General features: G+C 59.2%; 10 protein-coding genes and 2 pseudogenes. 6 read left to right on the forward strand and 6 right to left on the reverse strand.

Annotated elements, in window-relative coordinates; translation table 11 throughout:
• Positions 1-182 precede the first annotated feature (182 nt).
• The 4 genes and pseudogenes from AB4N76_RS03180 to AB4N76_RS03195 all read left to right on the forward strand — a co-directional run bounded on the left by AB4N76_RS03180 (position 183) and on the right by AB4N76_RS03195 (position 5,739).
• Entirely contained in the window at positions 183-1,346 is a 1,164-nt protein-coding gene (locus AB4N76_RS03180; protein WP_460164104.1) for an isovaleryl-CoA dehydrogenase, read from the forward strand.
• Positions 1,347-1,358: 12 nt separating this feature from the next.
• Positions 1,359-2,966: a carboxyl transferase domain-containing protein gene (locus AB4N76_RS03185; protein ID WP_046032532.1), complete on the forward strand. Its 1,608-nt coding sequence runs from the start codon at positions 1,359-1,361 to the stop codon at positions 2,964-2,966.
• 13 nt (positions 2,967-2,979) lie between these two features.
• Positions 2,980-3,792, forward strand: coding sequence for a gamma-carboxygeranoyl-CoA hydratase (locus AB4N76_RS03190; protein ID WP_046032533.1), 813 nt, complete (start codon positions 2,980-2,982; stop codon positions 3,790-3,792).
• Positions 3,792-5,739 (forward strand): annotated as a pseudogene (locus tag AB4N76_RS03195) (acetyl/propionyl/methylcrotonyl-CoA carboxylase subunit alpha). The gene AB4N76_RS03190 and the pseudogene AB4N76_RS03195 overlap by 1 nt, the downstream one beginning before the upstream one ends.
• Before the next feature lie 39 nt (positions 5,740-5,778).
• On the opposite strand, the gene AB4N76_RS03200 reads toward AB4N76_RS03195, so the two are convergent.
• On the reverse strand, positions 5,779-6,420 hold the full coding sequence (locus AB4N76_RS03200) for a LexA family protein (protein ID WP_460164105.1): 642 nt from the start codon (positions 6,418-6,420) through the stop codon (positions 5,779-5,781).
• Positions 6,421-6,549: 129 nt separating this feature from the next.
• Here AB4N76_RS03200 and AB4N76_RS03205 point away from each other — a divergent pair, with 129 nt between their 5' ends.
• Both AB4N76_RS03205 and AB4N76_RS03210 read left to right on the forward strand, forming a co-directional pair.
• The gene (locus AB4N76_RS03205; RefSeq protein ID WP_046032536.1) at positions 6,550-6,891 is read left to right on the forward strand and encodes a DUF6124 family protein; all 342 of its coding nucleotides are present in this window, start codon (positions 6,550-6,552) and stop codon (positions 6,889-6,891) included.
• Between the two features lie 487 nt (positions 6,892-7,378).
• Complete coding sequence (locus tag AB4N76_RS03210) at positions 7,379-8,530, forward strand: M14 family metallopeptidase (protein ID WP_046032537.1); 1,152 nt, start codon at positions 7,379-7,381, stop codon at positions 8,528-8,530.
• Positions 8,531-8,679: 149 nt separating this feature from the next.
• On the opposite strand, the gene AB4N76_RS03215 is transcribed toward AB4N76_RS03210, so the two are convergent.
• The 5 genes and pseudogenes from AB4N76_RS03215 to AB4N76_RS03235 all read right to left on the reverse strand — a co-directional run bounded on the left by AB4N76_RS03215 (position 8,680) and on the right by AB4N76_RS03235 (position 14,118).
• A complete protein-coding gene (locus tag AB4N76_RS03215; RefSeq protein WP_046032538.1) occupies positions 8,680-9,225 on the reverse strand; it encodes a cytochrome b in 546 nt (181 codons plus the stop codon).
• Entirely contained in the window at positions 9,222-10,307 is a 1,086-nt protein-coding gene (locus tag AB4N76_RS03220) for a catalase family peroxidase (RefSeq protein ID WP_046032539.1), read from the reverse strand. The genes AB4N76_RS03215 and AB4N76_RS03220 overlap by 4 nt, the downstream gene beginning before the upstream one ends.
• A gap of 122 nt (positions 10,308-10,429) precedes the next feature.
• The gene (locus AB4N76_RS03225) at positions 10,430-11,194 is read right to left on the reverse strand and encodes an enoyl-CoA hydratase-related protein (RefSeq protein ID WP_046032540.1); all 765 of its coding nucleotides are present in this window, start codon (positions 11,192-11,194) and stop codon (positions 10,430-10,432) included.
• Between the two features lie 47 nt (positions 11,195-11,241).
• Positions 11,242-12,568: pseudogene (locus AB4N76_RS03230) on the reverse strand (ferredoxin reductase domain-containing protein).
• Positions 12,565-14,118: an amino acid adenylation domain-containing protein gene (locus AB4N76_RS03235; protein WP_460164668.1), complete on the reverse strand. Its 1,554-nt coding sequence runs from the start codon at positions 14,116-14,118 to the stop codon at positions 12,565-12,567. Before AB4N76_RS03235 ends, AB4N76_RS03230 begins: the two are co-directional and overlap by 4 nt.
• Positions 14,119-14,150: the final 32 nt, after the last annotated feature.

Below are 14,150 nucleotides of genomic sequence, written 5' to 3' on the forward strand. Positions count from 1 at the left end.
AGTGGGTTGTTGGACCGAGGCATATGAGTAGCCCCGATCGTTCAGAACTGCCTCTACTCTCGCTCAAGTTGACGTTAACGTAAAGGGTGATTGACAGCCATTCGTCACAGGCTTACGTTAACGTAAAGGTGAGAGCCGAATCACTGCCCTCCCCACCCTACAAAAAAGCCAAAAGGTGACCCATGAGCTACCCATCCCTGAATTTTGCCCTCGGTGAAACCATCGACATGTTGCGCGATCAGGTTCAGTCCTTCGTCGCCAAAGAGATCGCACCGCGCGCCGCTCAGATCGACATCGACAACCTGTTCCCCGCTGACCTGTGGCGCAAATTCGGCGACATGGGCCTGCTCGGCGTCACCGTGCCAGAGGAGTACGGCGGTGCTGGCCTGGGTTACCTGGCCCATGTGGTGATCATGGAAGAAATCAGCCGCGGCTCGGCGTCGGTTGCCTTGTCCTACGGCGCCCACTCCAACCTCTGCGTCAACCAGATCAACCGCAACGGCAACCACGAACAGAAATCCAAATACCTGTCGAAGCTGATCAGCGGCGAGCACATCGGCGCCCTGGCCATGAGTGAGCCGAATGCCGGTTCCGACGTGGTCTCGATGAAACTGCGCGCTGACAAACGTGGCGACAAGTACGTGCTCAATGGCAGCAAGACCTGGATCACCAACGGTCCGGACGCCAACACCTACGTGATCTACGCCAAGACCGACCTGGAAAAAGGCCCGCACGGCATCACCGCGTTCATCGTCGAGCGCGACTGGAAAGGCTTCAGCCGCAGCAACAAGTTCGACAAGCTCGGCATGCGCGGCTCGAACACCTGCGAACTGTTTTTCGATGACGTCGAAGTGCCGGAAGAAAACATCCTCGGCGTGCTCAACGGCGGCGTGAAAGTATTGATGAGCGGCCTCGACTACGAGCGCGTCGTCCTTTCAGGTGGCCCGACCGGCATCATGCAGGCCTGCATGGACTTGATCGTTCCCTACATCCACGACCGCAAGCAGTTCGGCCAAAGCATCGGCGAATTCCAGTTGATCCAGGGCAAAGTCGCCGACATGTACACCCAGCTCAACGCCAGCCGCGCCTACCTGTACGCCGTGGCCCAGGCTTGCGAACGTGGCGAAACCACGCGCAAGGACGCTGCCGGCGTGATCCTCTACAGCGCCGAACGCGCCACGCAAATGGCCCTCGACGCGATCCAGATTCTGGGGGGCAACGGTTACATCAATGAATTCCCGGCGGGTCGTCTGCTGCGTGACGCCAAGCTGTACGAAATCGGCGCCGGTACCAGCGAGATCCGTCGCATGCTTATCGGTCGCGAACTGTTCAACGAAACCCGCTAAACGGAGCTGTCCATGGCTATCCTGCATACCCAGCTCAACCCCCGTTCGGCGGAGTTCGCGGCCAACAGCGCGGCGATGCTCAAACAGGTCGACGCCCTGCACACCCTGCTCGCCCAAGTGCAGCAAGGTGGTGGCCCGAAGGCACAAGAACGCCACACCTCGCGGGGCAAATTGCTGCCCCGCGAGCGGATCAACCGCTTGCTCGATCCGGGTTCGCCGTTTCTTGAGATCAGTCAACTGGCGGCCTACGAGGTCTACGGTGAAGACGTTCCAGCCGCTGGCGTAATCGCCGGGATCGGCCGCGTGGAAGGCGTCGAGTGCATGATCGTCGCCAACGACGCCACGGTCAAAGGCGGCTCGTACTACCCGCTAACGGTGAAAAAACACCTGCGCGCCCAGACCATCGCCCAGCAGAATCGCCTGCCGTGCATCTATCTGGTGGACTCTGGCGGCGCCAATTTGCCGCGCCAGGATGAAGTGTTCCCGGATCGCGAGCACTTCGGACGAATCTTCTTCAACCAAGCCAACATGAGCGCCATGGGCATTCCGCAAATTGCGGTGGTCATGGGCTCCTGCACCGCCGGTGGCGCGTATGTGCCAGCGATGGCTGACGAAGCGATCATGGTTCGTCAGCAGGCGACGATTTTCCTCGCCGGCCCACCGCTGGTGAAAGCCGCGACCGGTGAAGTGGTCAGCGCCGAAGACCTTGGCGGGGCCGATGTGCATTGCAAGATTTCCGGGGTGGCCGACCACTACGCCGAGAGCGATGAACACGCCCTGGCCATTGCCCGACGCAGTGTCGCCAACCTCAACTGGCGCAAACTCGGCGAGCTGCAACAACGTGCGCCGATTGCTCCGCTGTACCGCAACGACGAGCTGTACGGCGTGGTGTCGGCGGACGCCAAGCAACCGTTCGATGTACGCGAAGTCATTGCGCGCCTGGTCGACGGTTCGGTGTTTGACGAATTCAAGGCACTGTTCGGGACCACACTGGTCTGCGGCTTTGCCCACTTGCACGGTTACCCGATCGCGATCCTCGCCAACAACGGCATCCTGTTCGCCGAAGCCGCGCAGAAAGGCGCGCACTTCATCGAACTGGCCTGTCAGCGCGGCATTCCGTTGCTGTTCCTGCAAAACATTACCGGGTTCATGGTCGGCCAGAAATACGAGGCTGGTGGCATCGCCAAGCATGGCGCGAAACTGGTGACCGCTGTGGCGTGCGCCAAAGTGCCGAAATTTACCGTGATCATTGGCGGCAGTTTTGGTGCCGGCAACTACGGCATGTGCGGGCGAGCCTACGACCCGCGCTTCCTGTGGATGTGGCCGAACGCTCGCATCGGCGTGATGGGCGCCGAGCAAGCCGCCGGGGTGTTGGTGCAGGTCAAACGCGAGCAGGCCGAGCGCAGTGGTCATGGTTTCAGCGCCGAGCAGGAAGCCGAGATCAAGCAACCAATCCTCGATCAATATGAAGAACAGGGTCACCCCTACTACTCCAGCGCACGGCTGTGGGACGACGGTGTCATCGACCCGGCGCAGACTCGCGATGTGCTGGCCCTGGCCTTGTCCGCGTCGTTGAACGCGCCTATCGAACCGAGCCGCTTCGGCGTGTTCCGGATGTGATCGGGAGAAAACCATGAGCGACTTCAATACCCTCGAACTGCTGACCGACCCACGGGGTTTCGCCACCCTGTGGCTCAGCCGTGAAGAAAAGAACAACGCGTTCAATGCTGAAATGATCCGCGAACTGATCCTCGCGCTGGATACCGTGGCCAGCGACACCAGCCTGCGCTTTTTGCTGGTGCGCGGGCGCGGCAAGCATTTCAGCGCCGGCGCAGACCTGGCGTGGATGCAGCAGTCGGCCGAGCTCGATTACAACACCAACCTCGACGACGCCCGGGAACTGGCGGAATTGATGTACAACCTCGCCAAGTTGAAAATCCCGACAGTGGCCGTGGTGCAAGGCGCGGCATTCGGCGGTGCACTGGGCCTGATCAGTTGCTGCGACATGGCCATTGGCGCCGATGACGCGCAGTTCTGCCTGTCGGAAGTGCGCATCGGCCTGGCGCCGGCGGTCATCAGCCCGTTCGTGGTGCAAGCCATTGGCGAACGCGCGACACGCCGTTATGCCCTGACTGCCGAACGTTTCGGCGGGCAACGGGCGCGGGAAATCGGCTTGTTGTCGGAGAGCTATCCGGCCACTGAGCTGGAGCAAAAGGTCGATCAGTGGATCGACAACCTGCTACTCAACAGCCCGGCCGCCATGCGCGCCAGCAAGGATCTGCTGCGCGAAGTCAGTCACGGCGAATTGACTCCGGCACTGCGCCGCTACACCGAAAATGCCATCGCCCGTATCCGCGTCAGCCCTGAAGGTCAGGAAGGCCTGCGCGCTTTTCTGCAAAAACGTCCGCCGAGCTGGCAGGCCCCCACCACGAAGGAGCCGCGTTGATGAGCGCACCTGTTCTCACCACCCTGCTGGTGGCCAACCGTGGCGAAATCGCCTGCCGCGTGATGCGCACCGCCAAAGCCCTGGGCCTGACCACCGTGGCCGTGCACAGCGCCACTGACCGCGACGCGCGCCACAGCCGCGAAGCGGATATCCGCGTCGACCTCGGTGGCAGCAAAGCCGCCGACAGTTACCTGCAAATCGACAAACTGATTGCTGCCGCCAAGGCCAGCGGTGCTCAGGCGATTCATCCGGGTTATGGCTTTGTCGGAGAACGCCGGGTTCGCCCGCGCGATTGAAGAGGCAGGCCTGATTTTCCTCGGCCCACCCGCCTCGGCCATCGACGCCATGGGCAGTAAATCCGCGGCCAAAGCGCTGATGGAAACCGCCGGCGTACCGTTGGTCCCCGGCTATCACGGCGAAGCGCAAGACTTCGACACCTTCCGCGATGCCTGCGAACGCATCGGTTATCCGGTGCTGCTCAAGGCCACCGCCGGCGGTGGCGGCAAAGGCATGAAAGTGGTCGAGGATGTCAGCCAGTTGGCCGAAGCCCTGGCCTCGGCCCAGCGTGAAGCGAAATCGTCCTTCGGCGATTCGCGGATGCTGGTGGAGAAGTACCTCCTCAAACCGCGTCATGTGGAAATCCAGGTCTTCGCCGATCAGCATGGCAACTGCTTGTACTTGAATGAACGTGACTGCTCGATCCAGCGTCGCCATCAAAAAGTCGTCGAGGAAGCCCCCGCGCCAGGCTTGAGCCCGGAACTGCGTCGTGCCATGGGCGAGGCGGCTGTGCGTTCGGCGCAAGCCATCGGTTATGTCGGCGCCGGCACCGTGGAGTTTCTGCTGGATTCGCGCGGTGAGTTCTTCTTTATGGAGATGAACACGCGCCTGCAGGTGGAACACCCGGTCACCGAAGCCATCACGGGGCTCGATCTCGTGGCCTGGCAGATTCGTGTGGCTCGTGGCGAAGCGCTGCCGATGACTCAGGCCGAGGTTCCGCTGATCGGTCACGCGATTGAAGTGCGGCTGTACGCCGAGGACCCGGCCAATGACTTCCTGCCGGCCACCGGCCGCCTGGACCTGTATCGCGAATCCGCCGCAGGCCCCGGACGTCGGGTTGATAGCGGTGTCGAGGAAGGCGATGAAATTTCGCCATTCTACGACCCGATGCTGGGCAAGCTGATTGCCTGGGGCGAGGACCGCGAACAGGCGCGTCTGCGCTTGCTGAGCATGCTCGATGAGTTTGCGATTGGCGGGCTCAAGACCAATATCAACTTCCTGCGCCGGATCATCGCGCACCCTGCGTTTGCGGCGGCAGAGCTGGACACCGGGTTTATCCCGCGTTTTCAGGAGCAATTGTTGCCAGCGCCCTCGGACCTCGATGACGCGTTCTGGCAAGCCGCTGCGCAGGCGGTCGCCCAGAGCCAGCCAGCTTCACCGCGCGCTGATGACGTGAGTTCGCCGTGGGGGATCAGTAATGGTTTCCGTGCCGGATTGCCGAAGGAAATCACCCTGCACCTGAGCTGCGAAAACCAGGACCGGGCGTTGACCCTGGGCGACATCTGCACGGCGCAACTCAAAGGCGAGCAATTGCTGACCGAGCACAACGGCGTGCGCCGCCAGCATCGGACCCTCCGTCGTGGCGACTCTGTCTATCTGCAATGGGAAGGTGAACTGCGCCGTATCGAGTCCTACGACCCGATCAGCGCCGTCGAAGCCAGCCACAGCCATCAGGGCGGTCTCACGGCCCCGATGAACGGCAGCATCGTGCGAGTCCTGGTGGAGGCCGGGCAAACGGTCGAAGCCGGGGCGCAATTGGTGGTGTTGGAAGCAATGAAAATGGAGCACAGCATTCGTGCGCCCCACGCGGGTGTGATCAAGGCCTTGTATTGCCAGGAAGGCGAAATGGTCAGCGAAGGCAGTGCGTTGGTCGAACTGGAAGAAGCGTGAAATGAAGATCGGTCCTACGTTTTGCGAGGACCGATCTGATTAGAATTTGGCCGTTGCCTGAACCACTACGCCGAGTATTCGACACTCCTCGGTGAAAAGGGCTTTCGGATACGTCGGATTGAGCGGGACCAGGTAACGCTGCCCGCCCTCTTCGATCAGTTTGCGAAAGGTCGCCTCGGTGCTGTCCGACCACTGCGCGATCACCAGTTTTCCGGGCTCTGGCACAATGGCCGGATCGACCAGGATCATCATGCCCTCGGCGATACTTATGCCCGTTGGCGCAGTCATCGCATCGCCCACCACCTCCAGCCAGAACGCAGCACCCTGCGCGTGGTAATCGGTCAGTTCGAAACGCGGCTTGCCGTAGACCGATAACTCACCGTCACGCACTTGCGCGGGCTCCCGCCAGTCACTGACCGGGTAGCGGAAGTACGGGTTGTACTTGTGTGCCAGGCAAGGCTCGTCATCCTGCAAGACCTCGCGAATCACCATCGCCACTTCCAGAAAATCCATCCCGAGCGCGCGCAAGACACGATTCATGTCTTCGATGCTCGGCGAACGGCGTTTATTCAGCCAGTGACCCACGCCACCCTGGGACATCCCGAGGCGGTCGGCGAGTACCTCTTGAGTGACTTTGAGCTCACTCATCTTGGCTTTGACCAACTCAATCCATTTATCCATGTGCGGCACGATACGTGGGGTACTCCGACCAACAAAACACAAATTGTAGTATTTAAATCCCTGTCACAAATACAGTTCGTACTAGGATGGATTCACGGATCTGAATCTATCACGGAGCTTGCCATCGTCATGACGTTACCCAGCAACGACCTGCCAGACATGCAAATCGATACCACCCTGACCTCGCCAAAAGGCAGTGCTGCCGCGCAACGAGCATTGGATTACTACTTGAAACCAACTGTGTCCGAAGCCGCGACGGTCGAGCGTTTCTTTGATGTGAACCCGGGTATCAGTGCTGAAGAAGCACTGGTTCATGCCTCGGATTTGTTGCGATGCGCTGCGGCGACTGCACACGAGTCCGCCAGTAACCTGCACGGTGCAAGCCGCGACCTGGCGTTTTCGACGGTGCACATGATCGACATGGCCAAGGCGATGATCGATCGGTCATTGCAAGCGCATCAGAACGTGTGAAGCGAAGGTACTTCTGGGGAAGACGGGAAAGAATTTTCCCATCGTGCAGATAAATTCATTTGACTTGCAAACGAGAATGATTATTATTGCATGCATCTGATCGCGAGATCAGTCGATTGTCCAAATGACCTTAGGTCGGTCTTCTGGACTATCTCCTCATCAGGCTAATCACGGTTTTTGACCCGGCTTTTTGCCGGGTCTTTTTTTTGCCAGTTATTCTGGCTTTTACCTTCAGGCTAATGAAGTCTTTGGGTGCTGCAAATTCGATGGCGCGGATAATATCAAAAGAATATCGGTTGGCAAGAGAAGCCCGGCATCATTGGGCCAAACCAATGTAAAAATAGCACTTGAGAATCAATCGCACTGTCTCTAAGCTGCGTCGGCGTCAAGGAGGACGCCCCCCTCTGCACCCCGCAATTTCCCTCGGTTTCCCCCCCTGTCTTGCGTGTAAAGTAGCCGCCATAAAATCATATTCTGGATATCGATTATGACCGTGGCTAAATCTTCCTTCGACATCAGTGCAAACTTCGACAGTGGCAACATTGAAGTGCTGGATATCAGCAATCCGCTTCAAGCATTGCTGGCCATCAAACCCGACACCCGCAGCCAACACTTTCAATGGTTCCACTTCAAGGCCAGCGGTCTTCACGTCGGTCAGGAGCACTGGTTTCGCCTGAACAACGCCAGCAAGTCCTCCTATAACAAGGCTTGGGACGGCTATCAGGCCGTTGCGTCCTACGACCACGTCAACTGGTTCCGCGTACCCACCATCTTCGAAGGCGACTGCCTGCGCTTCAGCCTCGAAGCCACCGCGACCCATGCCTGGTTCGCCTACTTCGAACCCTATAGCCGTGGCCGTCACGACTGGTTGATCGAACAGGCATTGACCAAAGCTGGCACCGAACTGTTGGCCACCGGCAAGAGCGTCGAAGGGCGTGACATTCAATTGCTGCGTAAAGGCACGGGTGCCGAAGGCCGGCGCAAAGTCTGGATGATCGCTCAGCAACACCCCGGCGAACACATGGCCGAATGGTTCATGGAGGGCGTCATCGAACGCCTGGAAAAACACGATGACCCGGTATTGAACAAACTGCTGGCCAGCGCCGACCTGTACCTGGTGCCGAACATGAACCCGGACGGCGCCTTCCATGGTCATCTGCGCACCAACGCCATGGGGCAGGACCTGAACCGTGCCTGGCAGAGCGCCAGTCAGGAAATCAGCCCGGAAGTGCTGTTCGTTCAGCAGCAGATGGAAAAGTATGGCGTCGACCTGTTCCTCGACATCCACGGCGATGAAGAAATCCCCTACGTGTTCACCGCTGCCTGTGAAGGCAACCCTGGATACACGCCGCGAATCGAAAAACTCGAAGAGCATTTCCGCAGCCATCTGAAACACCTGACCAAGGACTTCCAGACCAAGCATGGCTACACCCGTGATGAGCCGGGTAAAGCCAACATGACCTTGGCCTGCAACAGCGTCGGTCAGAAATTCGATTGCCTGTCCTTGACCCTGGAAATGCCGTTCAAGGACAACAACGATTCGCCGAATGCGCTCACTGGCTGGTCCGGAAAACGCTCGAAGCAATTGGGTAAAGACGTGTTGACCACCGTCGCCGACATGATCGACACCCTGCGCTGATTACCCGGCTCATGTAGCAGCTGGCGTAGCCTGCGTTCGGCTGCGAAGCAGTCGTAAAAACCAACACCGCGGTGTTTCAGATCAACCGCGGTGTTTTTGATGACGACTGCTTCGCAGCCGAACGCAGGCTACGCCAGCTGCTACAGGGATCAGCCGCGATCCTTACCCCGCAACATGCTGTCCAGCACGTCATCACGCCGCACCCAACCGTGAAACAACGCCGCCGCCAAGTGCAGCAACACGGTCAAAAACAGCAGATACGCCAAGTACCCATGCGCCTTGCGCAGGAACGCGAACACCTGAGCATTGGCCGGCAGGATCGACGGCAGCTGGATTGAATGGCTCAGCATCACCGGGTCGCCCGCTGCCGAAATCATTGCCCAACCGAGCAACGGCAACACAAACATCAATGCGTACAGCAAAAGGTGCGAAGCCTTGGCCGCCAGCACCTGCCACCCCGGCAGGTCTTCTGGCAAGGGTGGCTGTTGCGTGGAAAAGCGCACGAACACACGCACGATCACCAGCAGCAATATCGCAATGCCCAACGGCTTGTGCAGATGAATCAACCACTCATGGCGCTCGGACACCGAGGCCACCATTCCCGCACCGATAAACAGCATCGCAATAATCATCAGCGCCATCAGCCAATGCAGCAGCCGCGCCAATGGCGCGAAATGGTTCGGTTGAGCGCTCATTGTCGAGCCTCCTGTTTAGCGGCGGGCAACTGACTGACTTCACTGGTGCGACGCAAGTAGGAACTGGCGTAACCGGCTGAACGAGCAGCGAGCAACGGGTCGTCGGAACCTTCGATACCGCTGGGCAGCACGAGCGGATCGTAGTTGATGTCGCGGCACTCGCCATTGAGCTGTGGCTGAGTGCGCTCCAGCACCAAGGTACCGGCGTTCAGTACTTTACGACCGTCGGGCCAGGCCTTGCTGGCGTCGTTGACCGGGTCTTCCGGGTTCGCCAGCGTGATCTTCAACTGCCAACGCAACGGCCCGGCCGACAAGCGCTGAACCAGGTCTTTCTCAAGAAAATCACTGCCCTCAGGCGCGGCGGCACCCGCCACATCCTGAGCCACCGGCACCATGTTCCAGCGCACTGCCTGGCGTTGACCGGCAGCATTCACCAGGTAAAACGCGTTGACGCTGTTGTACGACTCTGTCGCATAACTGGCCGACGGCTTGGCGGTTTTGATCCAGGCCAGGAACGGCGCCGCTTCCGGGTGGGAGCCGAAAAACGCCGGAACCGCCGCAGGGTTGGGTTTGCCGGTGGCGGGATCCGGCGACTGGGCTTGCTGCAGTTGGTAGAACGCCTCAGGCGTGCCCACCGGGAATACCGGCATGCTGTTCATGCCGGTGCGCCACTGCTGACCGTTGGCCTGAGTGAAACGCAACGCCAGGCTACGAATCGGCACGGCGCTGTCCGGTGCGTAAGGATTGCCGGCAGGCAACGCGAACCGCCCGACCACCGGGGTCTGAGCCTCGCTGAACACCTGGGCGCTGGAAAAGGGGCGCGCCTCGGCGGTGCTTTCAAAATGACCGATCACGCACACACCTTTGGCGTGGTTACGACGGAATCCAGGGTGCACACCGTTGTTGGTTTCCAGCACATTGATCAGTTTTTTGGGTGTCAGACGCTGTGGGTCAATGGTGCCGTTGACGTAGGCAAAGGCCCCGGCCAACGCGGCGACCACCACGGCGATGCCGGTCAAACGCAGTGTCAGGCTTGCGCCACTCAGCGGTGGCCGTGTGGGCGGTGTTGAGCGATCAACCATGAAAGACTCCAGGGCCATCGGCCATAGGGGGAAGGACCTATGAGACGAACGTCACGTAGGATTATTCCCCCTGAGCTGTAGTTTCTTTCAAATCACCGCGAGCGACGAATACCAGAGGCCCGTTACACGGGGTTAAAACGCGCCTCACGTTTATCGAGAAAAGCCTGCATGCCTTCTTGTTGCCCAGGGGTGGAAAACAACCCATGGAACGCCCTTCGCTCGTACAGCAGACCTTCGCGCAATCCAGACTCCAGCGCACGATCAACCGCTTCGCGCGCCGCCATGGTAGCGGTCTTGGCAAAACCGGCGATGGTCTGCGCCGCTGCCAGGGACTCCTCCAGCAGATCGGCGGCGGCAATCACTCTCGACACCAACCCCGCCCGTTCGGCTTCCTGGGCAGACATCGAACGTCCGGTCAGGATCATGTCCATGGCTTTGGATTTGCCGATCAGATGCGTGAGACGCTGGGTGCCCCCGATGCCTGGCATCACGCCCAGTTTGATTTCCGGTTGAGCAAATTGCGCGTTGTCGGCAGCAAAGATCAGGTCGCACATCATGGCTAACTCACAACCGCCGCCAAAGGCATATCCGGCGACGGCTGCCAGTTTGGGGGTACGTAACGCGGCAAAGGCCTCCCACCCGGCAAAGTAATCCTCGTGAACCATGTCCAGATATGACTTTTGCTGCATTTCCTTGATATCGGCGCCGGCGGCGAAAAAATCCTCGGTACCCGTCAGGACGAAACACCCCACCTGCGGGTCCCGATCCAGTCGTTGCAGGATGTCCAGCAATTCGCGCATGAGTTCATCATTCAGGGCGTTCCGGGCTTGCGGGCGGTTGAGACGAATCAATACGACTCGATCATGACGTTCGATCAATGTGTACATGGTGACCTCGTTGAATAATGGTTGAATGGCGAGCACTTACTCACACCTCAGGAATCCCAGATCGCGCCATAGGCCGGAATACCCCGACCTTCCATTTCCTCGACCACACGTTGAGTCAGTGCCTGGTTGGAAATGCAGATCACGGCCTCTGCACCGGTCGCTTGAACAGCGTCATAAGCCAGTTGCACCAGATCGGGTTTGCCAAGCACATCGGTGTCCCAGATCAAGGCGTCGGGCTCGGCCCGGAGAATCTCCTCCACCAGTTCGTCACCGTAGGTTTTGCGTGGGTTGCGGGTCGACCAGATCAGATGTATCGGTACCTGCCTGGCAAGAAAGATGAGGCAGCACCGGGCCAATACCACTACCGGTCGCGATATACACCACCGACTTGAACAGGGTTTCTATGTGCGCCACACCTGCGGTGGTAATGCCTTTGACCCAGACGTGAGTCGGCATTTGCTCGATGAATTCGCCGGTCCAGTCCCCGGCACGGGAAATGATCAGGCGGAAACCGGCCTGCCCCGGCGCGGGAATGTTGGCAAACGAATGCCATTCCAGCAGCGGATTGAGACTGATGGCGTTTGACGAACCTGCAAACGGCGTGACATGCCCGAACCGGGCAATCACAGCGTGGGATGAAGTCCTGAGTAACTGCACCGGCACTTTGCGTAAACGCAGCCATGGCAGCGCAATACTGAACGTCAGGACCACCAGCATCCAAAAGGGAACAGAAGTGGCCAGTACTTCTTGCAACGGCACTTGCGGGTTCTGATCACGGGCAAACACAAAGGTCGATACCCAAAACAAAGCGAGCGCCGTCCAGCCACCGAAGCGATGTGTTCGTTCGAATCCATTGTGGAAACGTGAGCGAATCCCGGGATGCGCCATGGTCGCTATCAGCAACAACACGCCCAGCAGTGCTGCGTTCACCCACAGAAGCGTTGCCGAAACGCCGCCCTTGTCATCAATCCAATGCCAACCCAATGAGCCTAGCAATGCCACGAACCAGCCAATGGCTGCCAAGGCTGCGCCGCTGTGCAGCCCACCAAAGTGATAGACCTTGGCCAATGAACGACGAATCGGCAGCGGCCAACGGGTGGGAGCCCAGGTGGCTAGCCAGAACAGCAGGTTGATGACGTATTGCTGACGAATCAAAATCGCCAACGACAGATTCGCCAACACCAACCCCGCCAGCATTTCCAGTGCAACACCGGAGGGGGTCCACCATTGCCCCGCGTTCAACCCATGCGCCAGCGCGGCACCATTAAGTACCAGTACCAATGCCACAAGGCGGTTGTAATGAGAGAACACCGACAGCGTTCCGAGCCGTCGCCAAATCGCACGCTTGGCGGGTAGACCGCCGGCGGTGCTCATGCGCTCACCGTTGGTACAACATTGACATCAAGCTTGGCCTGTTGCGCTTGTTCCAGCAGCAGCCGCTTGTCGACTTTACCCCGTGACGTCAGGGGAATGTGGTCCAGAGCGATGATCAACGAAGGTACGCAATAGTAGGCGAGGCGCTCCTCGCAGAGACGTCTCGCCTCTTCGACATCGGTGGACGCGGGGCTGACGAAGGCAACCAGATGACGACTGTCGAGTTTCAGCGTGACCGCCCTCTCGCAGGAGGCGCACGACTCCAGCACCGCGGACACGCTATCGAGTTCAACCCGAAAACCCCGCACCTTGACTTGATCATCGACGCGCCCCAAGTGTTCGAGCTCGCCATCTTCTGTCCAGCGTCCCAGGTCGCGAGTGCGAAACATCATCCGGTTCTCACCGAGAAAGGGATCGGGGCGATAACGTTCGGCAGTGAGAGCGGCATTCCCCAGGTATCCGGCCGTCACGCAATCCCCGCCAGCCCACATCTCCCCTTGCATCCCTGTGGCACAAGGTCGACCGTTTTCATCGAGTACGTACACCGTGTTATTGGGCGTGGGTTTGCCGATGGTCAGGGCCTTACCGGTCTGGTAGCGCTGCATGGTGTTGACGATGGTGGTTTCGGTCGGTCCGCAGGCATTGAAAAAAATGCAGAACGAAGACCAGCGATCGGCCAGCGGCTGTGGACACGGCTCACCGGCAACGGCAACGACCTTGACCTGCTGGCAACGTGCCGGATCGAGCGTGCCGAGAATCGACGGCGTGGCGATCAGTACATCGCATTGTTCGGCAGTCTGAGCAATGTCTTTGCCACGGATCATTAACGTCGCGCCATGGGCCAGGCAACCCAAAATCTCCCAGGCGGCCATATCGAAGGCGATGTTTAGAATCTGCCCGACCTTGAGCCCAGGCTTCATGCCGAGGTTGCCAGGTTCCGTCAGCAGAATATTGCAGACATTACGCTGGGTAACCCGAACCCCGTTGGGCTGTCCGGTGGTACCGGAGGTGAACAAAAGGAAGCACAGGTGATCCGGGGTCATTAACGGCGTACAGGCCACGTTCAATTCGTCCGATTGCATTGACGCCTCGGACATGAACGTATCGAGGCAAATGCAGTGCTGCGCCGCAGTCAGGGGAATCTGCGCCTGCAGGTTCGACAGCGTCAGCACCAGACGTGTGTCGGCAACCTCCATGATGTGGCGCAATTGCGTCGCAGGGGTGATCCCCACGTGCTGGGGAATGTAGGCCGCGCCTGCTTTCAACGCTGCCAACATACCTACCAGCATGGGGATCGACCGTTCCACGAACAAGGCAACGTGATCACCTGGATTGACGCCTTCCTTTATCAACAAGGCAGCCAGTCGATTGGCCTGTCTGTTCAATTCTCGGTAGGTGATGGATTCACCCAGGCAATGGGCCGCAACACCTTGCGGGTTGGTCACGGCTTGCGCTTCGATTGCATGATGAATCAAGGAGAACGCTGGCTTGACCGTCGGTCCACAAGCAAAAGGCTGCCAAAGCTCCTGATCGACTGCGGACACAGGCATCGCACAATAGGCTAATGCTGGTTTGAGGGTGA

This window comes from Pseudomonas sp. S2_F03 (genome assembly GCF_054668335.1).